Source organism: Paenibacillus oryzisoli (assembly GCF_001653565.1).
GTDB lineage: Bacteria > Bacillota > Bacilli > Paenibacillales > NBRC-103111 > Paenibacillus_E > Paenibacillus_E oryzisoli.
In genome coordinates this window covers 72,827-94,085 of record NZ_LYPB01000047.1, presented here as the reverse complement: position 1 = coordinate 94,085, position 21,259 = coordinate 72,827, and the positions used below count along the sequence as shown (strand labels likewise).

The 21,259-nt window shown below is 45.8% G+C and carries 13 protein-coding genes; 8 read left to right on the top strand and 5 right to left on the bottom strand.

Annotated elements, in window-relative coordinates; translation table 11 throughout:
* Nucleotides 1–12: 12 nt before the first annotated feature.
* Both A8708_RS04525 and A8708_RS35225 read left to right on the top strand, forming a co-directional pair.
* A complete protein-coding gene (locus tag A8708_RS04525) occupies nucleotides 13–978 on the top strand; it encodes a copper amine oxidase N-terminal domain-containing protein (protein ID WP_068662327.1) in 966 nt (321 codons plus the stop codon).
* Nucleotides 979–1,078: 100 nt separating this feature from the next.
* A complete protein-coding gene (locus A8708_RS35225; protein ID WP_068662326.1) occupies nucleotides 1,079–1,504 on the top strand; it encodes a hypothetical protein in 426 nt (141 codons plus the stop codon).
* A 60-nt stretch (nucleotides 1,505–1,564) separates the two neighbouring features.
* On the opposite strand, the gene A8708_RS04515 is transcribed toward A8708_RS35225, so the two are convergent.
* On the bottom strand, nucleotides 1,565–2,347 hold the full coding sequence (locus A8708_RS04515) for a CPBP family intramembrane glutamic endopeptidase (protein ID WP_068662325.1): 783 nt from the start codon (nucleotides 2,345–2,347) through the stop codon (nucleotides 1,565–1,567).
* Between the two features lie 253 nt (nucleotides 2,348–2,600).
* Here A8708_RS04515 and A8708_RS04510 point away from each other — a divergent pair, with 253 nt between their 5' ends.
* Complete coding sequence (locus tag A8708_RS04510) at nucleotides 2,601–4,952, top strand: AraC family transcriptional regulator (protein WP_068662324.1); 2,352 nt, start codon at nucleotides 2,601–2,603, stop codon at nucleotides 4,950–4,952.
* A 12-nt stretch (nucleotides 4,953–4,964) separates the two neighbouring features.
* Here the strand turns inward: A8708_RS04510 and A8708_RS04505 are convergent, their stop codons facing one another.
* Genes A8708_RS04505 through A8708_RS04495 form a run of 3 tightly spaced genes read right to left on the bottom strand, consistent with a single transcriptional unit; the run spans nucleotide 4,965 to nucleotide 8,926 of the window.
* Nucleotides 4,965–5,930 carry an ROK family protein gene (locus tag A8708_RS04505; protein WP_068662323.1) on the bottom strand — a complete coding sequence of 322 codons (966 nt, stop codon included), beginning with the start codon at nucleotides 5,928–5,930 and terminating at the stop codon, nucleotides 4,965–4,967.
* Nucleotides 5,927–6,580 (bottom strand): D-sedoheptulose-7-phosphate isomerase, encoded by a 654-nt coding sequence (locus A8708_RS04500; protein WP_068662322.1) that lies wholly within the window; start codon nucleotides 6,578–6,580, stop codon nucleotides 5,927–5,929. The genes A8708_RS04505 and A8708_RS04500 overlap by 4 nt, the downstream gene beginning before the upstream one ends.
* A 12-nt stretch (nucleotides 6,581–6,592) precedes the next feature.
* Nucleotides 6,593–8,926: a glycoside hydrolase family 2 protein gene (locus A8708_RS04495; RefSeq protein WP_068662321.1), complete on the bottom strand. Its 2,334-nt coding sequence runs from the start codon at nucleotides 8,924–8,926 to the stop codon at nucleotides 6,593–6,595.
* Nucleotides 8,927–9,205: 279 nt separating this feature from the next.
* On the opposite strand from A8708_RS04495, the gene A8708_RS04490 reads away from it, so the two are divergent.
* Nucleotides 9,206–10,213, top strand: coding sequence for an SGNH/GDSL hydrolase family protein (locus tag A8708_RS04490; RefSeq protein ID WP_068662320.1), 1,008 nt, complete (start codon nucleotides 9,206–9,208; stop codon nucleotides 10,211–10,213).
* A 72-nt stretch (nucleotides 10,214–10,285) separates the two neighbouring features.
* Here the strand turns inward: A8708_RS04490 and A8708_RS04485 are convergent, their stop codons facing one another.
* Nucleotides 10,286–11,137, bottom strand: a complete 852-nt coding sequence (locus tag A8708_RS04485; protein ID WP_068662319.1) for an AraC family transcriptional regulator — start codon at nucleotides 11,135–11,137, stop codon at nucleotides 10,286–10,288.
* Nucleotides 11,138–11,407: 270 nt separating this feature from the next.
* On the opposite strand from A8708_RS04485, the gene A8708_RS04480 reads away from it, so the two are divergent.
* The 4 genes from A8708_RS04480 to A8708_RS04465 all read left to right on the top strand — a co-directional run bounded on the left by A8708_RS04480 (nucleotide 11,408) and on the right by A8708_RS04465 (nucleotide 21,236).
* On the top strand, nucleotides 11,408–12,310 hold the full coding sequence (locus tag A8708_RS04480) for an ABC transporter permease (RefSeq protein WP_068662386.1): 903 nt from the start codon (nucleotides 11,408–11,410) through the stop codon (nucleotides 12,308–12,310).
* 12 nt (nucleotides 12,311–12,322) lie between these two features.
* Nucleotides 12,323–13,231 carry a carbohydrate ABC transporter permease gene (locus A8708_RS04475; protein WP_068662318.1) on the top strand — a complete coding sequence of 303 codons (909 nt, stop codon included), beginning with the start codon at nucleotides 12,323–12,325 and terminating at the stop codon, nucleotides 13,229–13,231.
* A 72-nt stretch (nucleotides 13,232–13,303) separates the two neighbouring features.
* Nucleotides 13,304–14,860 carry an ABC transporter substrate-binding protein gene (locus A8708_RS04470; RefSeq protein WP_068662317.1) on the top strand — a complete coding sequence of 519 codons (1,557 nt, stop codon included), beginning with the start codon at nucleotides 13,304–13,306 and terminating at the stop codon, nucleotides 14,858–14,860.
* A gap of 124 nt (nucleotides 14,861–14,984) precedes the next feature.
* Entirely contained in the window at nucleotides 14,985–21,236 is a 6,252-nt protein-coding gene (locus tag A8708_RS04465) for an OmpL47-type beta-barrel domain-containing protein (RefSeq protein WP_204787462.1), read from the top strand.
* Nucleotides 21,237–21,259: the final 23 nt, after the last annotated feature.

Genomic DNA, 21,259 nt, shown 5'->3' with positions numbered 1-21,259 from the left:
GGTGTTCAGGAAGTGAAAGCAAGTCAACGACTGAAAGTAATTACAGGTTTATCATTAGCGGTTATGATGGGGATTACTGCGCAAGCATCAGCAGCACAAGCACCATTGGATGTGAATGTGTATCAGGTTCCGATGCATTTTACGTTTGATGGGAAGGAATACGCTCCTCCAGAGGGTCAGCAAGGTTTTATTTATGAAGGCACGACTTATGTCCCTATTCGATTCATTTCTTACTCACTAGATAAAGCGGTCAACTGGGACCCAACTACCTACACGGTAACGATTGCAGAGCCTCAGGCAACAGATAAAATCAATATCAGTGAGTATAAATTGAATACGCAGGTTTACTCGAAAAGTAATGAGAAGTTCGATAAATCGAAATTGGCTCCAAGCAATTTGAAGGTGTATAAAGAGAAGATTAATTATGTTTTTGATGGTGTAAAAAAGAGCCCGGCCGATGAATTACCAGGGTATATTGTGGATGGCAGTTTGTTTGTTCCGATCCGATTCTTCTCGGAGTCTGTCGGGAAAACGATTAACTGGAATCCGGAAACTTATACGGTGTCTGCCGACACGAAGGAAGATAAGAAGCCTGAAGTGAAATTACCGGAGACGAAGCCTGTTGTAACGCCGCCAATTGGTGGCGGGGTTGGTGGTGGAGGCGGTGGCGGATCCACCATCAAAGCATCTGAAGCTTCGATTAGAGCTGATGCTGAAGCAAAAATGGATCAACTAAAAGCAGAAGCAAAAGCTGCATTACAAGCACTATATGATCAATATAAAGCAAATCCAGATCCAAGTTTGATCCTGGAAGGACTCGCGAAAGTTGAGCAATATGATAATCAATTTGCTCAACTTAACAATGACACGAAATCAAAGCTAAGTGAAAACGGTTATGATACTTCTATCACGGATAGGTACAAGGAACAATACGAGCAAATGAAAGAAGATGAAAAAGCTAGTATTAACAAAAAATAACCCCGCCCATTTTTTGGGCTTTCATTCACCGAGTAGGCTATCGCACACATACAGTATAGTAAGAAATCAAACTATACAGAGGATTGTGAGTGATTCCGATATGACGAAGCGTGAAGATCAAGAATTTCGTCCACCGCTCGGAGGGCATGGCGGCGGTATTGGCCATGGACCTGGAGGCATCGGTGGACCTGGCGGTATTGGACACGGCCCAGGAGGCATCGGAGGTATCGGTGGACCTGGAGGTCCCGGTCATTTTCCTGGAGGCCCAGGAGGTATTGGCGGCATCGGAGGTCCAGGACATTTCCCCGGAGGCCCGGGCATTGGTCACGGCCCCGGGTGGTATCCGCACGGCGGCGGCTTCAACAATGTGTTGCCTTGGGTAGTAGCGCCATTGTTATATGGTGCGGCGACGCAACCGTATTATCAGTATCCGCCTTATTATCAATACCCTTATCCATACCCGCCATACTATCCGCCCTACCCACCGTATCCCCCGTACCCTATAAAAAGGGATGAGGAAGTATAGTTCGCTGCATGAAAAAAAGCTGCCTAACAAGTAGGGAATCCCTGCTTGTTAGGCAGCTTTTTATAGGGAAGGTCTATTCTGAATTGTACGCATTCGGCGTTTGCGTGTTAGCCTAACAACTAAATAAGCGCCATAGAGCAAGTAGCAGATATTTAGTACAGCAACTACAAATATTTCGTTCGCTGTTGTGGTTGCATTCGTCAACTGAGCCAGCGCATCGAACATAAAATGGAAAATGATTAACGGAAGAATACGAGCCGTAAGGACAATTAGTAACGCTAAAATGAGTCCAATGAGAAACGCGTTTATGATCTGGAGCGCAATCGACAACAAATCATGACCATTTAGGGCATTGGCCATATGTAGGATACCAAAAAAGATAGAGGAAAAGAGGATGTAAAACAGAGAACCTCTATCCTTTAATTTTTCCCAAATGATCCCTCGGAAGATAGACTCTTCGGTATACCCGACCACAAGTGAAAACAGGACAATCAAGACAACCTTGCCTAAGGATAGTTCGCTATTGAATCCGCCAATCACAGGTTGAACTAAAACAATGATACCGAGCGGAACATAATACAACGCATCCTTAGTATTGGCTCCTGTCAGTCGCTTGAATCCATAGATGGCCATCGTTCTGTCTTTCCTTCGCATATACAAGGTAACAGCCATCGCCATGACAAGGAATGCGCATCCTTGGGCAACCATCATACCTGTTTCTCCCAAGCCTCGCACAGTAGCTACAGCTGATGCTACAGAAATGAGTAAAGTCAGCACAATGCCGAGGAATAGCGAGAATAGAACGGGGCGATTTTTGTAAGTTTTATCTGACTTGTTGAGCATGCCAATACACCTCTTTCATCCATATGTAAACGAATTCCATTATACCGAAAATTGGATAAAAAAGGAATGCTGTGGTTAAAAGATCATGACTAAACTTAAATAGTACCAATTTTATAGGAAAGGACTTATATTAAAGTATACATGCTAACGTAAACCAATTACATTGAGATGACACCCTACATAAATTCCGGTGGCACGAAGGGACAACTGCATGCTAGTCTCTTTCACTTCGAACAAAGGAGAATATGAAGGCATGAATATAAAATCATTTTTAGGGGCTAAAGCCTATTTTATAAAGATAGTTCTTTGGATTAGCATAGCGATTTTAATTCTTGTTGTTGTTCTTTCAACGGTCATTTATATTAATTCTCAAAATCTGTTGGTCAAAAACGAATATGCAGCCAATCAAAAAATACTGTATCAGGTTAAATTTAATATGTCATTTATGGATCAAACCATTTCTAATTTATCCAAATTTCTTTACTTGAACAGTGATGTAACCGCCATCATGTATGCGAAAAAGGAAGATATGATTGAGGTATCAGGTCACATGTCTAAAGTCGTGAGCTCTGTCACTTCAGCTATTCCTTATATTCACTCGATGGGTATTTATAATCGGAATTTGAATCAATCCTATAGTACGGGTTTTCCTTTGTTTTTTAAAGATCAGATGCTCTACGACTTTATCAATTCGGATGGAGCACTGCCTAAGTTGAAACCGATATTCCGTGATATCAAAAAATTAGTAAACGGGGTAACCGAGTCTGAGTATGTATTCTCTTATTTCATATACGAAGCTACGGTAAGTGGGGATAAGCCGGACGGCGTTGTCGTTATTAACGTTAAACCGGAATGGTTACTGGAGAATATTAATCAAATCAATATGATCGATAAACAAAAGGGCGATAACGTATTTATTGTGGATCAGGCTGGCGAGTACTTAACTGATGGTAAAGATGACCCTGCGATCAAGAAGTGGTTGAAAACAGACTTTGTAGCGTATAAAACAGCACATCCACAGGGAGATCGAGATGGTTTTTTTCAAACCAAGCATGACGGAACGAAATATTTAGTTACTTACACCAGTGTCGACAATACAGGGCTGACGCTGTTAAAAACGCAGCCTGTACTTGAAATCTATACCTATATCAACAGTTTAAGAAATAGTATTATCATCATCACGCTCATTTTTCTTGTCATGGCGATTGTGATTTCCATCGGTATTTCCCGGAAAATATATGGGCCAGTGGGGAAACTGGTGAATTCGATTATGTTGGATCGGATACGTAGATCGGACAAAGACGAGGTCGTTGATGAATTCTCTTATTTGAATACCGTGTACAGACAATCCATGGAAATGCTCGATCATTATGATAAGGAAAAGATGCAGTACCAAGATGTCATGAAGCACTATTGGTTAAGCAGGCTGCTTACGGAGAGTTCACCGATGGGCAGGTCAGAATTAGAAAGCATTTTTAAGGAGATGAGAATTTCTTTAGTTCTGGATAGTTCTTATGCCATATGTATATTGAAAATTGATAACTATAAGGAATTTCAGCAAGCGTTTCATGCCAAGGATAAGGATACGATTCGTTTTGCTATGATTAATATTGCTTCTGAAATTATTTCTAGAAGTTACCCTAACGAAGGTCTTGATATGAAGGACGATCATGTCGTATTGATTGTGAGCGTACCGGAAGAAGAGGAGCAGTTTCAATCCCATATCCACTCGCTTATTCAAGAAGCGCATGAGAATGTTTCTCGTTTTTTTAAGGTCTCTTTTACGGCATCGATTAGTGAAAAGACGAGTCACATGCAAGAATTAAATGGCATGTATAATAAGACTCTCGATCAGGCGATGTATCGTTTATTACTCGGGCATTCCTCTGTCATTACTTACGAAACGGTTAAGAGAAATGTGGAAAGCAAAAAAACAGGATATGCCAAAAATGATGAAGAACGGCTTGTTAAAGCGATGAAATCGACCAACATTGTTGCGATCGAGGAGGTTTTGGGGACCATTTTTGAAGAGGTGGGCACGCTCAATTATCACAATGCACTGGTCTCCATCATAAGACTTGTGGATGCGGTCATAGAGACGTTGGAAGAAATGAAAGTGACAGCTGCGCCATCTTTGCATATCTCTTCGATCTCTCGCAATATCATGGAGAAGGAGACGATTGCTGAGATTCATCGGATCATTGTAGGTGCCCTGCAAGATTCGTTCAAAAAAGATTTCGAGGGAAATACCACGAAACTAAACTACTTTTTGGTGGATGCCGTCACGGAATATATTCATAACCAGTATCAAGACCCTTCCTTGAGCTTGACTTCCATTTCGTCGATTATGAAGATATCCACTAGAAATTTAAGCAAAACATATAAGGAAGCAACCCATATCTCGATTCCTGATTACATCAACGAGTATAGGTTAGCCAAAGCGGCAGAACTACTTATCCATGATAACCTTAGCGTGTATGAAATTGCTGAAAAGGTCGGAATCTTGAATGAGACCTACTTTTTCAGCATGTTCAAAAAGAAATACAAAGTCACACCGAAGGAATATGCCCTGCAAAGGAATTTGACTAATTTGATTACAAAGTAAAGCAAATGGGTGTCATATCACCTGATAAGCGGCAACAGAAAGACTGGCGTAATCACCAACATGATCGCCTAATCCGGCAGGGACTACGCGGCATTCACGATGAGCATGTGGGAGCGCTTCTCTGTGAAGCTCCTCAAGTGTGATAGCTTCGAGGAGGTCGCGCTGTCTGGCATAAATGCTGCCAATGACGATCAACTCGGGGTTAAGCAGGTCTACCAGGACAGATAGTCCTCGTCCAAGCTGGACCCCTACCGTTTGAAACACCTGTAATGCTGCAAGGTCCCCTGCTTGTGCGGCCTCCGCTATTCCCTGAGCTGTAAGCGATGCCAGTTGCGCTTCGAATCGGCAATAGCTAGGAGGCTGTCCCATTGCCAAGCCCTCCTCAGCTTTCAATCGTCCTAATTGGACGATGCCGCCTCCGCTGCAGTACCCTTCGAAAGAACCCGCTTTGCCGTAACCAATGGGTCCTGTGGGCTCTAGCCTCATATGACCAATCTCACCGGCCATATCATTAGTCCCCGTGTATAATTTACCGTCCAGAATAAGACCGGCGCCCATACCTGTGCCAAAAGTAAGGAATATCATATTCCGGGTTCCAACGCCAGCACCCCAACGCCATTCTGCCAATGCGCAGGCATTCGCATCGTTCTGCAAACCAACGAGGACACCGAAGTGTTCCTTCATTATGCTAACAATAGGGATGTGATCCCACCCGGGCAAATTCGGGGGTGAGTGAATGATCCCTCGTTTGCTGTCCAGTGGCCCTCCACAGCTGATGCCAACTGCTGCGAGTGTACTCCCTTGTTCAAGCAATAATTGATCTAGGACAGAAATCATCTTCGTGATGGTTTCATACGGATCTCGGGGAGTAGGAAATTGAACTTTTTCAACTAGGGTAATCTCATTATGTTCAATCCGTTTCCCAATCGTAACGGCACACTTCGTTCCTCCAATATCGATGCCAGCTAGAATTGTCATGATCCGAAAAACTCCTTTTCCAACATGGTGCATAAGACATGATAAACCGGCAGATGGCGCTCTTGAATGTCTGGTGTATGCTCCCAAGGCACTGCTATTGTCACGTCGCATAGCTCATTTAGGCGGCCACCTTGTTTTCCAGTTAATCCGACGGTATGCATGCCTATCGCTCTTGCGGTTTGAACGGCACGGAGGACGTTAGTGGAATTCCCGGAAGTGGAGAGGGCCAGAAGGATATCCCCCTGTTTCCCGTAGCCATACACTTGTTGGGCGAAGATCATCTCCGGTTCTACATCATTGGCAAAGGCAGTTATCAAGGCAGCGTGATTAGTTAAGGAGATAGCGGGGAGCGCTTGCTGCAGATGGTCTGCTAAATAGGCTCCCTCTTGTGCGTGCCATTCTTTGACTAACGAGTCCCGAAATGATATGGGAACAGGCCTTTTGGACAGAAAGCCCTTCATCAGCTCACCGACTATATGATCACAATCCGAGGCGCTCCCCCCATTGCCGCAAAGCAGCATTTTCCCACCGGTATGGAATGTCCCCGCACATAATTGAAATGCCGCAATAATGTCAGGCGTACATATTTCTAAATCAGGATAACGCGTTACAAGCTGCCCCATGTGGTTTTCCACAATCATTTTCTCCATCGTGGAACTCTCCTATCGACCGATTTCATCGGCTTGAAATTGGTTGGTAATAGCAGCAATTTGCGGCAGCCAGCCTTTATAAGCTTCCAATGAGAGGGCTGGGAAACCAAGCAGGTAGTGATTGCCATAGGTTCGTCCATTAAGGTTCCATTGAATTAGAAACAATTGCTGCTTGGCATGAGAAATCGGAATTTTCCCTAGTTCGGTAGTTCCGTTAGCCTCGACCGTGAAGCTTCCCTCCATAAGCGTTTCATTCGTATCGCCATCCCAAATACGATATGTTCCAGCAGCGGATTCTCTGGAATCATTGCCTGCAGCTACTCGAACATGCCAACTCGCAGGCTCATCGATCATAATGCAGACAGGGACTTGGCTTCTTTGAATGTAATGAAAAGCTAACTTCTTACTATAGTAATAATCGACGACAGCGTCGGAGAATTGTGGCCACCCGTCAATCATATTCCACCAGATAATGCCTGTTTTCCGCCATTTTTTAAGCCGAGCCGTTTCGATAAAAAACTTCTTCGCCTCAGCTTGGGAAATTTGCGAAGCAAGTATGAAGTCTTCCAGGGATTCAGGAATAGCCCCAAACAGCTCTTTAATTTGATTCGCCATTAATTGGATCCGTGTCGCGTTATGTCCTTCATAGCCGCTAATTGCCGTTGCGTGGGCGACCCATTGCTCATCCTTACTGTTAAATGGCCATAGATGATCGGATTCGATGAATTTCTGAATTGACGCTAGATTCGGACAGCCGTGATAGCCAATTTCAGATATAAAATGGTCATTACTCGTCTTATAATAGGAACTTTTATAATAATCCCGCGGCCCCCAAAGATGCCGTTCAGGAGCCAGGTTCATGTTGCCTGATCGGATAACCTCAGGTGACAGATAGGGAGAACTTGGCAAATAAGCACGGTGAGGATCATGGAGCTGAATCACTTGCGGAAGCAGGTTACGGGTAATGGAATTCACATTAGGATCAGGCAACCCATACCACCCATAAGCCTCGTCGCATTCATTATCCCCGCACCATAGGACAAGCGAAGCGTGGTTCCGTAATTTGCGGACAACAGCGCTTGCTTCAAGTCGCATGGACTCGCTGAACTCGGGCGTCTGTGGATAGACAGCGCAGGCCATGGCAAAGTCCTGCCAGACCATCAAGCCATGACGGTCGCAGAAGTCAAAAAAAGCATGATCCTCATAGACATTGCCTCCCCAGCAGCGGACGATGTTACAGCCTGTTTCAGAGAATAGCTGGAGAGCCTTCTCGTAGCGACTGGCGTCTCGGCTATGAAATGCATCCATCGGCACCCAATTTGAACCTTTGCACATGATTGGGGTATGGTTGATTTTAAATAGGAATTCGCCGCCCGATTCAACCGTGGTTGTTTCTGTGCGAATCAATTGAACATGACGAATGCCGATCCGCTCTGTACGTGATGCGAGTACACGTCCTTGATGAATCAGTTCGGTGGTAACCTCATAGAGAGGAGCTTCTCCGTATCCATTTGGCCACCAGAGCAGGGGATTCTCGATGGATACGGTCAGGGAGCCGACGTTGAATAAGACAGGCCTACTCAGCTGAAAGTGAGAAGCTCCTGATCTGCCGCTCACACGTATCTCCAATCCATGATAAAAATAGGCAGGATCTGTGGCCACTCGGTAATATAATCCGATTTCGGCCCTTGAGAGACTTTTATCCACAGATAGGGTATAGAAGTATAGGTCTGTCAGGGCATGCTCCTCGCATGCGACCAACGATACGGATCTCCAAATGCCCGCCGACACTGCACGGGGCATAATATCCCATCCGAAGCTATGAGCGGCCTTGCGGACGAATAGCTGCTCGCCATTGGGGATCTGTGCATAGCAAATCGCATCGGTGCTGCGCTGCCCTGCCTCGATAATTGGCGAACGCAACCGTACAAATAGCGTATTCTCACCATCGTGTAGGAGCGAATCTGTTGTTTCGAGACTCACCTCAATGAACATATTGTCGCTGGAGCCAAGTTCTTCGCCGTTCAACCAGTAAGTTGCGCAGCAGTCAACCCCTTGAAACACCAGTTTGGTTCGCTTGCCCGCCATCGTCGGCGGAGCGGTGAACGTTAAGCTGTACCACCACTCATAGAGCTCGTAAGGGCGGAGTTCATTGATATTCGTTCCCAAGAAGGGCTCAGGAAGCAGGCCGCTCCTTACCAAGTCGAGCTCGACATTCCCTGGTACTTGAGCGTTAATACAAGGCAAATCTAAGCTGTTCAATTCATCTGGATGGTGGACCTGCCATTCTCCTTGCGGAAAATAAACAAGTTTCCATTGACCGTCAAGGCATAGTTCTTTTGTCATTTAAAAACCTCCTTCAATTAAGTGCCAATGGACTCATTGTAAAAGGGAGGCACGGATAAAACTTGCCGTATGTTCAGAATACTTGCACGATTATCGGATATGACTTATTTTGAAGGAAAATGCCGAATGTGTAATATACTTTGCCGTAAGTATCACCTAAAGTTAAAATGTAATATGAGTGGTCATGAGGAAGACTTAGAGCATCAATTTAATCCGATAATCTGGCTCAAGTTGATCTCAAGTGAATATGATTTTACTTATTGAAGGAGTTGCATGCCCATGAATCCAGAGAGTCGTCGGCAGACTGCGGAAGCATTTATTTTTGAGCAAGAAGAGAACGTGTCTATCCGATACCGTCCTTCGGCCAAGCAGAGGTTGGTATTGCGGAGTCATACGGATGAGAGTCATCCGGACAATATCATGTACACAGAGGGCATAGACTATGTCGTCGATTATGATCGCGGTGTCATTCGTCGGACGAAGCAAAGTGGGATCCCGGATTGGTCCCATCACGAATTATACGGCCAAACAGAGTTTGATCATACAGCCTTCAAAAATTGCAGCAATCGTGAATTTACCGTGTATGGGGATTATGTGTGTGATAGCGTTCCCTTAACGGAGGGTTTTGTTGTCCGCGATAGCGGGAAACTAGCAGGAGTGGAGCGCTGGCTTTCCAAGTTGCGAACTGGCGAGGAGTGTTCGATCGTTGTCTTTGGGGACAGTATTAGTGCAGGTGGGGAGGCGAGCGAAGAGAAGTTTATGTACTTCAATCGAGTTCATCAACTTCTCAATGACGAGTATCCGCACAGCCGAATCCGCCTGCTGAACAAATCAGTCGGCGGTGAATCGAGCAGAGATGGAATCAATCGCATACAGCGCGATGTCATTGCTTTGAACCCTGATCTCGTAATTATTGGTTTCGGCATGAACGATCAGAACAAATATGGTGAAGGGGTGGGCGTATCTCCGGCGGATTTTGAAAGTAATCTACGTCAAATGATTGAAGCCGTCCAGAAGTTGGACAGCAGTGATCTTGTGCTCGTGACGCCTTGCTGGCCGAATCCGAAATGGTGGTATGCCAGTGGATGGACTGGCAGGTATGCGGAAATCATCCGCAGGCTGGGCCGGGAATACGGTGTCGGCGTAGCCGACGTCACAGCGGTGTGGGAGCAGGAACTGGCTGCTGGCAAATCGCCGGGAAGTCTGCTCCTGAACAATATCAATCATCCGAACGATTACGGGCACTGGCTGTATTTCCAAGCTTTTGTCCCGTTGCTGAAAGCTTGAGAAATCAAGCTTTCTTTTTTTTGTCATACAAATCATGTGCGCAAGATGGGCCCACCGTCGTCGAAAACTACCTCACAGAACCCGCCGCCCAGCACGCGGAGACACCCCATACTTGCTTTTAAAACAACGAATAAAATAAGGTAAAGAATTAAAGCCAGAAGCCAGCGCGATCTCCGTAACAGGTAAGGAGGAATTATGCAGCAACCTATGGGCATATTGAAGCCGATGCTCCTGGACATATTGTTGAAACGACTGACCGATGATGGTACTGAACTTTTCGCTGAAATAGTTCGGGCTCCACGATGTGTGGGCGGCTGCTTGTTTCAGTGTAAGGGGTTCACGGAAATGGAAATCGATATAGTTCAAGGCTTTGCGCAGCTTACTTCGTTCAGACACATCGCTGGATGAAGTCTCTATGGTCGTCTGGGGAACATTCGGAATCATACGCAGCAGATCGACAAGCAATCTATCCAACGTGGCGCGGATTGCTTGTTTTTGGCCGATTCTGGGAGCCATGCTTTCTGCCAACAATCGGCGGCATTCCCCCTCTATGTATACCAATTGCTCACCCTCACAGCGAATGGACAAGCGGTTTGGCTGACTAAAGAGGAAGAGTCGCAGATCCTCATCGAGCCACGCTTCTGTAAATTTTAAATTAATTAATCGAAGCGGGTAACCCCGATCAGGAATAATGGTATGGAAATCAACAGGGGTTAATAGGTAAATGGAGCCTGGGACGAGTTGGGACGACTCACCGTTTAAGATTTGGGTTCCTTTTCCAGATAGAATAATCTCCATCTCAAAAAATTCATGGCCATGCACATCGTGAAATCGGCTTACCTCATATTCGGAGATGCTGAAATGAAAGGTTGGCGTTAGAAATTCATCGATCATATACCGATAGGGTGTTGGCACTTTGGGCATGTAAAGGCTCCTCTACCTGATTTCTTTAGGAGTAGTATACAATATCAACCGCTTTTGTTGGCGATTCCAAGAAGGTTTTCTTCCGTATTTACTGAGGTTAAAGGAAAACACTTGATTTGAAGGTTTCTATCCCCATGGAAAGCCAGCGAAGCTACACATTTTTGGAGGAAAATACCTAGTTTATAATATACATTCCCTGGGGCATCCCCTAAAGTTGGGGTATCGACCAAGATGGCAGTCAAAATTACAAAGCTAGGATGTGTTGGATGGATGGTAAGAATTTTCAAGAAAAATTTCGGAGTAACCTTACTGGCTTTGCCAGGATTTCTCTTGATTTTACTCTTTAATTATGTGCCGCTTTACGGATTGCTCCTTCCTTTTAAGAATTATAAGTACAATCTTGGGATTTGGAATAGCCCTTGGGTCGGGCTCGACAATTTCGGATTCTTATTCAATGGCAATGTGCTGTACAGGGTTCTACGCAATACGCTCCTGTATAACATGGTTTTCATTGTTTTGGGGACGTTCCTCTCCATCGTTATTGCCCTATTGCTATTTGAGTTAAGTCGCAGATTCGTAAAAGTGTATCAAACCATCTTGTTTATTCCTTACTTTATTTCATGGGTAGTCGCTGGTTTTGCCTTCCGGGCACTGTTTGATATGGAGCATGGTGTCATTAATAGCCTCTTGATTTCCGTGGGCAAAGAACCCATTCTCTGGTACAGTGAGCCGCAATATTGGCCATATATATTAGTGGCTGCTGCAGTTTGGAAGGGACTTGGGTATGGATCTGTTATCTATTACGCCGCTCTGATGGGGATTGATGCCGAGTATTATGACGCAGCCAAAATTGATGGCGCAAGCAAATTAAGGCAGGCGTTCTCCATCTCAATTCCAATGATTAAGCCGATGATTACGATGTTAGTTATCCTGCAGATCGGAAGTATTTGCTATAGCGATTTCGGTTTATTCTACAATGTCACATTGAATTCATCCTTGATCTATGAGACGACGGACGTCATTGATACGTTTGTGTACCGCTCATTAATTGATATGGGCGATATCGGAATGGCATCGGCAGCAGGCTTCTTTCAATCGATCGTCGGGTTTTGCCTGGTTCTGTTAACCAATACGATCGTAAGACGGATTAATCCTGAAAATTCACTTTTCTAAGGAGCATCGACTATGAATTCTTACAAAGCAATTCGGTTAAGACCTACACTGACCATAGGGAAATTAGTGATTCATATCTCATTTATTCTGTTGTGTGCGGTGTGTGTGTTTCCTTTCCTTGTCATTATCGGCACCTCATTTCAAACGGAAAATGACATTATCAAATTTGGCTACTCCATGATCCCCAAGAATTTTACGTTAGATGCCTATAAGGTAATCCTGCGTGAGCCAACTGTTTTGTTAAATTCATATCTAGTTACTATTGGTACGACGATCGTGGGGTCATTAGTTGGGATGTGGGTGACCACCACCTACGCATACGCTATTTCGCGCAAAGATTATTCCTACCGTACGTTCCTTGCTTTTTTCATCTTCTTCACAATGCTCTTCCATGGGGGGATGGTTCCATCTTATATTCTGATGGTGAAATGGTTGGGACTACGCAACAATATCTTGGCACTCATTTTGCCCTATCTGATAAGCGGTTGGTTCGTGCTCCTCATGAAAGGATTCTTGCAGACGATACCGGATGCGATTATTGAGTCAGCTAAAATGGACGGCGCAGGCGAGCTGCGAATATTTACGCAGATTGTTCTCCAAATAACCAAACCAGCATTGGCGACGTTGGGTCTGTTCTTCGCACTCCAATACTGGAATGACTGGTGGCTGACCTTGCTCTACATGGATCAGAACAATTTAATGAAACTGCAATATTTACTTATTCGTGTTCTGAAAAATATGGAGTACTTAAATTCGGCTGAAGCCATTCAGTATGGACTTGTGAAACCAGGTATGCAAGTACCTTCATTAACTGCTCGCATGGCGATGTGTATTTTGGCTGCAGGACCGATGCTGCTTGTTTTCCCGCTTTTTCAAAAGTACTTCGTACAGGGGCTAACGGTAGGTTCGGTAAAAGGTTGATAGTTTCTAGATGCAGGAAAACCACGCTGCGTCTGTAAATTATATAAAGACAATATAAGGGAGGCAATCCACGTGAAAGGTCAAAAAACGAAAGCTTCAACATGGATCGTACCAGGAACATCCGTCTTGCTTGCAACAACGATTGTGATTAGCGGCTGTAGTACAACTGAAAAAAAGAGTGAAAGCACTAGCCCAGCTGCAAGTCCAGCTGCAAGCGCAGCAGCGAGTACGAGTCCGACGAAAGATTTTGTGGAGATTAGCTGGTATATGCCCAAACCGATCGACAATATGAAGGATCAGGAAGCGGTTGAAGCGGCAGCGAATAAACTGATCAAGGAAAAATTGAATGCCAATGTAAAATTTAACTTAATTGATAATGCGGGCTGGGAAGATAAGATCAAGCTGAAATCCGCTGCCGGCGAGCCTTATGATCTCGTATTTACGTCCAATTCGTCCAATAACTTGAATGCGAATGTGCAAAAGGGTGCTTTTATGCCCCTCGATGACTTATTGCAGAAGTATGGTCAAAATATTTTGAAGAAAGTAGATCCTCGCGCTTGGAAAGCTGTTACTTACAAAGGGAAGATCATGGCGATTCCTGCACAGACCCCGTACAGTCCGGCATCTGCTTATGTATTTAAGAAAGATTTAGTTGAAAAGTATAAATTCGATTATAAGAACGTCAAGAGCCTTGCTGACTTAGAGCCATTCTTGAAAACGATTAAGGAAAATGAGCCGAACATGATTCCAGTTATTGCAACGGCCAATGGAGCGACCTCTGGCGTAGGATTACCCGATTATACAACCGTTGTAGGTGGGATTTCTTATAGCGAGAAGGACGGTAAATTCGTCAAGACGCTGGATATCCCACAAAATTATGAAAATTATAGAATCATGAATGATTTCTATAAAAAAGGCTACATTGCAAAGGATGCAGCGATCAAAACAGATTATTTAGCTGAAGCGAAATCCGGGAAATATGCCGTGCTGCGCGATTCAGGTGGTTATACGGAGGATGGGTCGAAATCGACAAGCACCTACGGATTCCCAACGGTTGAAACGTTTAGCTCACAACCGACCATTTCAACTGCATCCATGACGGCAGCTGCGACGGCGATTAGTGCAACGTCGAAGAATCCAGAAAGAGCGATGATGCTGCTCGATTATATTTGGAGTGATAAGTACTTATTGAATACACTTGCTTATGGCGTTGAAGGTAAGAATTACATAGTTAAATCGGGAACGGTTAAAGATGCTAATCCAACGATCGAAGCTAAGAGTGGTGCTGAACAAACATGGGCGATTTGGCACAACTGGCTTGGACCGCTTTGGGATCAGTGGGATTCCAACTGGAATTCAACGAAAGCGTTAGAAGCGATGAAGAAAACAAACGATAACGGCAAAGCATCGGGTCTGCTCGGATTTGTCTTTAATAACGAGCCGGTGAAAACGGAGATCGCACAAATCAATGCCGTGAATAAAGAAGCGAATCCAATCTTTACGACCGGATCTATGCCGGATTATCCGAAGTATGTTGAGGACACGAAGAAGAAATTGGTTGACGCTGGCATCGACAAAGTGATAGCTGAGATCCAGAAGCAATATGATGCTTGGAAGGCAGGAAAATAACTAACTAACGACATGTTCTTGTGACAACAATGACACTGCTGCACCTAGGCAGGGTCATTGTTGACAAGAAACCAATAAAACCAATCGGGAAGGGCGTTTAATAATGATTAAAAAGCTCTTAAGCATGATCGTTACAGCCTTAATTGTATGCGCTTTCATAACTATATTTGAGCCACCGCATGCTCGTGCGGAAGGAGCAACTCCGGAAGTTGGGTATGTCATGGATGAGGATTTCTCGTTCTTATCAGCCTTGACACCAGGGAATAGTCAGCCATCCGGGTGGGATGTTCGCGCTGCAGGAGGTGCTTTGGTCTCCCTGTACAATACGAATTTCAAAATCAGCGATACGAGCACGGTGCTGCCCGTTTCTATGAATAAGAAATTTGTTTCTCAAAGCGCAGGCAGTTTGACTATGGAATTTCGAATTAAGCCATTGTCCATCATAGACGGTTTGAAATGGCAGTTGCTCAGCAATGAGGTTGTAGGCGTCAGCTTAATTACGCAAAACAATACGCTTAGTCTGGAGACTGGCGCCAACACCGTTCTTCCCCTGCAAACCTATACGGCAAACAGTGAATATGGCATCAAGCTCGTTATCAACCTGAACACGCATACGACAGATGTGTATATCAATGGCGTGATGAAGGCGAACGGTGCATCCTTCAAAAATGCCGTAACAAATCTGAATCAGTTTCAAGTGAAAACAGGCGATGCCTCCATGGGGGAATTCTACTTTGGCCCTTTGAAAATTTATAAAGGGTACGCCGTTAATGAGAGGCTGATTTCGGTCATTAATGGTGGCGCGATTCCACAGGATTGGACTACGGTTACGTCAGGCGGCGCAATCACCGTCGGCAGTATGCTTAGTTCCCCGCAGCCGGATATTAACAGCATGAAGCTGAACGCGGCTAGTAGCACCGGCAGTATGAGTCTGTCTAAAGCGATATCACCAATGGCGGATAATTTTACTTACGACTTCAAGGTTCTTTACAAACAGAAGTCGGATGGATTGGAAGCTGAGTTAAGGAGTGGCACGACGAGCGTCATTAAATTAACGACAGCGGGCGATAAATTGGCTTATGTCAACGGAAGCGGGCAAACTGTTCCGTTGGAATACGCGTATCTAGCGAATCTTTGGACGCACATTCAGATCAAGGTGAACTGGGCGACGGCTACAGCGGATATCTATATCAATGATAAGCTTGATACGCAAGGTGTAGCTCTCGCTTCAGGCGCGACCGCTGTTGACAGTATCAAATTTACAACAGCCGCCTCATATCGGGGAGAGATGTGGCTCGACGATATTCTCTTGTATAAAATGTTGCCCCTCCCGGCTGACTATGTACCGGCTCCTGTTGCGGTCAGTAAGATCGAGGGCGCTCCGAAAGTGGGCGTTCAAAGCTGTCCGATGTGGCGAGAAGGCCATCATCTGGGTTGGGATATGATTCAACCGTACCCGGATCGGACACCTCTTCTTGGTTTTTATGATGAAGGTAACCCGGAAACGGCGGATTGGGAGTCGAAATGGCTGGAAGAGCACGGGATCGATTTCCAGATGTCCTGTTGGTTTAGACCGCTTGGCGGAGATACGGATCGCATGCCGATTAAAGATTCGTATTTATCCCATGCTTTGGATAACGGTTATTATAATGGCGCGTATAGCGATTCAACCCAATTCGCAATTATGTTCGAAAACCTCAATTCCAAGGTCAAGGATGCTGAAGATTTCCGGACGAATCTGATTCCGTACTGGATTGAATATTATTTTAAAGATCCGCGTTATATGAAGATCGACGGAAAACCTGTTTTCACCATCTACAATTATGAAGAGCTAGTAAATGCTTTTAAACGCAACGACGGCAGCGATGACAATGTGAATGTGAAGAAGGAACTGGATAACTTACGGGAAGAAGTGAGCAAAGCGGGGATTCCAGGTATTATCCTGCTGAACGTGTATAACGGGACCGACACTTCGCAGTTGGCGAAACGCAAAGCTGTTGGCTTTGATGGCGTGTATGCGTATTCCTGGGGCTCCTTTGGCGGACATCCGGAATTTCAGAAATTAAAAATGACGCAGGAGAGGGATGCCGGCGCCATTGATATTATCCCCGGTTTGAGTATGGGCAGAGATGATACGGCTTGGGGCCTGAACTTCGGTTATTATGCGACGCCGTCGGAATTCGAGTCTTTGGCGCAGTGGACGAAGGATAGCTTTATGCCATCGCTTCCTACGGGCAGTCTTGGTAAGAAGCTCGTTATGCTAGATAACTGGAATGAGTTTGGAGAAGGTCACTTCATCATGCCTGCGGGGCTAGCAGGTTTCGGTTATGTGGATGGGATTCGCAATGTGTTTGGAAGCAGTGAACCGCATACGGACAGCGTGCCAACGCAGGCTCAGAAGGAGCGGATCAATACCCTATATCCTGCGGGGAGAGTGGTTCCTAATTTAAACCAACCTCAGCCCGTGATGACCAATGTCTACGGGAACATGTGGGAATTCAATACGCCGGGCGATGCGGAGGGCTGGACGGTTGAGAAGCAGATTGTCGGCGTGACCGTACAGGACGGCACCTTCTCGGGGGTAACGAACAATACCGATCCCGGCATACGTTCTGCTGATCACCTTGGGATTAAGGCAGAGGACATTCCTTATATTGTCATTCGAATGAAGAACAGTGCGAATGATATTGACGGCCGCTTCTTCTTTACGACGGAGACAGATGGAACCTGGAATGAGGCTAAAGCTGTCGGCTACTTTGTAAATCCATTGGATAGTGGTTATACGGAATACATGATTGAGGCGTGGAGGAACAAGAACTGGACGGGGACAATCAGGCAAATGCGGATCGATCCAATTTCGGCTGTAGGACCGATCAGTATTGATTACATTCGAACAATTTATTCCCCGCAGCCGGGTATTCGGACTTATGTAGACGGTACGTATAAACCGTTCAGCCAACCAGCACTCATGCAGGATGGCATCGTCATGGTTCCTATGAAAGAGACTTACTTGCAAATAGGCGCAAAGCCAGAATGGGACCCTGCGACGAATACTCTGTTGGCTGTGAAAGATAACGTCGTCTATAAAGTAAAGGTTGGCGATAGCATCGCTTATAAGGGAAATCAGGCAATTACATTAGAGCATGCGCCTGTTAAGCTTGCGAACGGAACGGTGATGGTGCCGCTCAGCTATCTTCGCCAAGCATTTGGCGCAGTTGCGAAGTGGGATGCCACTGCGCAAACAGTGAGTGTGTATCCAACAGCGATTACTTGGGATTTTTCGACGAGTAGCGGATGGACGGCTAACAGCCAAATCACGAATCCCGTCGTGGCGAATGGTGTATTCAGCGGAACTTCAAACGGGATTTCCGGAAGTGTGCAGCCTGCTATTCTTTCACCGGACGCTTTGGATATTGCGGCTTCTGATATTAGGCGGATTCGAGTCAAAATGAGCAATATGACAAGCGGCGAAGAGGCGAAGATTTATTTTACGACGACCGGGGATACCAGTTGGAATGAGGCGAAAATGATCTCTTCCTATATTCTCGCAAATGATTCCGTTTATCGCGAGTATGTGTTTGATACGTCAAGCTTAGCAGCTTGGACGGGAACTATCAAACAGCTCCAAGTGGTGCCTACGACGGCTTCTGGAGCCTTCAGCCTGGATTCCGTTCAATTGGAAATTACGCCAACTGTTGCACTAAAAGGAGATAATCTCATTGAAGATCCGGGATTTGAAGGAAGTACAACTTCACAATATAGGTTGCAGAATGCGACTGCTGCCAAGGATACAACACAATCACATAGCGGTCATCAGTCCGTCAAGATCACGAAATCGACGCGTTACGGCAGTATTAGTTTCCCAGTGAATGTGGAAAAAGGCAAGCCGTATACGTACTCAGCTTGGGCCAAGTTGGCAGCAGGCACGACGACCAATGAATTTTTAAGAGTGGGAATCCAATATAACTTGGACGGTGGTCCTCCCAAGCAACTCATTATTTTCACAAGCTCTGGTCTGAAAGCGGGAGAATGGACACAGATCGAAGGTACTTACACGATTCAGGAATCAGGAGTCGTAACGAATGTTCTGATGTATCTCTATACGGAGATTAACAATCCAGGTGGTGTTTACTATGTCGATGACGTTGGGGTTAAGCCAGTAACAGATTCCGGAAGTTCAGCTTGGGTTCATCCATCGCATATAAGTTTTGGTGCGACTTCAATGACGGTAGGTGTTGGTAAAACCAAAGCATTGGTTCCTGGCTTCACACCAGTGAATGCCAGCAATAAAGAGGTAATCTGGCGTTCGAGCAATCCAAGCGTAGCGACCGTAGATATGAACGGCATGGTGTATGGTGCAAGCTTGGGTACGGCAACCATAACGGCAATGACGGTAGATGGCGGTAAAGTTGCATCTGTGCTCATCACCGTAAATAATACGATAGCCGTTACAGGGGTGTCGCTAACACCAACTTCGCTCAGTTTGCCGCTCGGCACTCAGCAAATCCTTGTCCCGACGGTAACACCGGCCAATGCGACCAATAAGCTCATCAAATGGGAATCCTTGAATCCGGTTGTAGCGGCAGTCGATGCCAATGGGACGGTTACAGCCGTGGGGACGGGCACAACCCAAATTAAAGCAACCTCGGATGATTCGGGTATTGCGGCCATTACAACGGTTACGGTAACAGCACCGACGAACGTGGTAAAAGGCACAAACCTAATTGTAGATCCTGGCATGGAAGGCAGTACGTTAGCCCCTCCTAATTACGCTTATCAGGCCTTGCCTTCGCTGACTTCGACGGAACATCATTCGGGCCAGCAGTCCTTACTATTGACGAAGACAGACCGATACGGAGGTGTTAAATTTCCTGTCCCACTTGTAAAGGGTAAACCCTATTACTATTCAACTTGGGCGAAACTAGCATCTGGTTCTACCACAACTGAGACGATTAGGATCGGTTTGCAATATAAGGTAGACGGTAATCCTATGATTACACAGTATATTATGTTCATCAGTCCAGCCCTAAGTGCTACAGAATGGAAGCAAGTTCAAGGGAGTCTCATTATTAATGAAACGGGTGTTGTAACCGATACGACCATGTTTTTATACACGGAAATCCCCGGTACCGGCAATCCTTTTTATGTCGATGATGTTGAAATCAGACCATTGACCGTCGATGATGTGCCTCCCGTTACGGTCAGTGATGCACCGTCCGGCTGGCAGACGACGACTCAGGTTGTTCACTTGACGGCGAGCGACGCGGGAAGTGGCGTCGCAGGCACGTTCTACAGCGTGGATCATGGAGCTTACATCGCTGGGAATACGATCTCCATCGCGAACGAAGGTGCACACACGCTGGATTTTTACAGCAAGGACTCCGCTGGTAATCAAGAAGCGACGCAAACCGTCACTGTCCAAATTGACAGTACGGTTCCGACAACAACGGCGGTCGTTGTCCCATCAGCGCCAGACGGACCGAGCGGTACTTACATCAATCCTGTTACGGTCACGCTTAACGCTTCTGATAACTTGTCTAGCGTCAGCCAGGTTGTCTATAGCGTGAATAACGGCGCGACATGGACGCCTTACACAGCTGCGATTACCTTCGATAAGCAGGGGGCGTATACGCTCCAATACCGTGCGACCGACGTAGCGGGCAACAGCGAGACAGCCAAGAGCATAAGCTTCAATCTTGCCACTTCAACGGTGAAGGTTCAACTCAAGGACAGTACCGGCAATCCCCTAAACGGCGGCGTGGTTAAATACTACGACGGCGGATGGAAAGATTTTGGCATAACGGATGCTTTGGGAAATGCAAGCAAATCTTTACAGGATAAGAGCTATACCTTTGGCATCACGTATGAGGGAACGTATAAGGAAATTGTACAACATACAGGAACGGACGCTGTCGTCGTATTTCAGACCGTCAAAGCCAAGGTACAGTTAAAGGATAGTCTGGGGAATCCGCTCGATAGTGGTACGGTGAAGTATTATGCAGGAGGCTGGCGGAACATCGGCAATACAAGCGGAGGCGAGGTCAGCAAGGAGGTACTGCCTAGCTCCTATACCTTTGGCATGACTTATGGGGGAAGATATAAGGAAATCGTACAACATACAGGAACAGACCCCGTAGTCGTATTTCAGACGGTCAAGGTTACTCTACAGCTGAAGGACAGCCAAGGGAATCTGTTAGACGGTGGTGTGGCAACCTACTATGCAGGAAGTTGGCAGACGATTGGCGCTACAACAAGCGGAGGCGTTAGCAAGGAATTATTGCCTGGTTCTTATACCTTTGGCATGACTTACAATGGCATTTACAGAGAGATCGTCAGAGACATCTCCACAGATCCAACGGTTGTATTTCAATTGTAAAAGGAACAAGGAAAGCCTCCCCA

Excerpts from the sequence above, each read along its gene's own strand:
- A8708_RS04480 (WP_068662386.1), top strand. The coding sequence starts at position 11,408 with ATGGTAAGAATTTTCAAGAAAAATTTCGGAGTAACCTTACTGGCTTTG.
- A8708_RS04485 (WP_068662319.1), bottom strand. The coding sequence starts at position 11,137 with ATGCCCAAAGTGCCAACACCCTATCGGTATATGATCGATGAATTTCTA.
- A8708_RS04475 (WP_068662318.1), top strand. The coding sequence starts at position 12,323 with ATGAATTCTTACAAAGCAATTCGGTTAAGACCTACACTGACCATAGGG.
- A8708_RS04495 (WP_068662321.1), bottom strand. The coding sequence starts at position 8,926 with ATGACAAAAGAACTATGCCTTGACGGTCAATGGAAACTTGTTTATTTT.
- A8708_RS35225 (WP_068662326.1), top strand. The coding sequence starts at position 1,079 with ATGACGAAGCGTGAAGATCAAGAATTTCGTCCACCGCTCGGAGGGCAT.
- A8708_RS04500 (WP_068662322.1), bottom strand. The coding sequence starts at position 6,580 with ATGGAGAAAATGATTGTGGAAAACCACATGGGGCAGCTTGTAACGCGT.
- A8708_RS04510 (WP_068662324.1), top strand. The coding sequence starts at position 2,601 with ATGAATATAAAATCATTTTTAGGGGCTAAAGCCTATTTTATAAAGATA.
- A8708_RS04515 (WP_068662325.1), bottom strand. The coding sequence starts at position 2,347 with ATGCTCAACAAGTCAGATAAAACTTACAAAAATCGCCCCGTTCTATTC.
- A8708_RS04505 (WP_068662323.1), bottom strand. The coding sequence starts at position 5,930 with ATGACAATTCTAGCTGGCATCGATATTGGAGGAACGAAGTGTGCCGTT.
- A8708_RS04490 (WP_068662320.1), top strand. The coding sequence starts at position 9,206 with ATGAATCCAGAGAGTCGTCGGCAGACTGCGGAAGCATTTATTTTTGAG.
- A8708_RS04465 (WP_204787462.1), top strand. The coding sequence starts at position 14,985 with ATGATCGTTACAGCCTTAATTGTATGCGCTTTCATAACTATATTTGAG.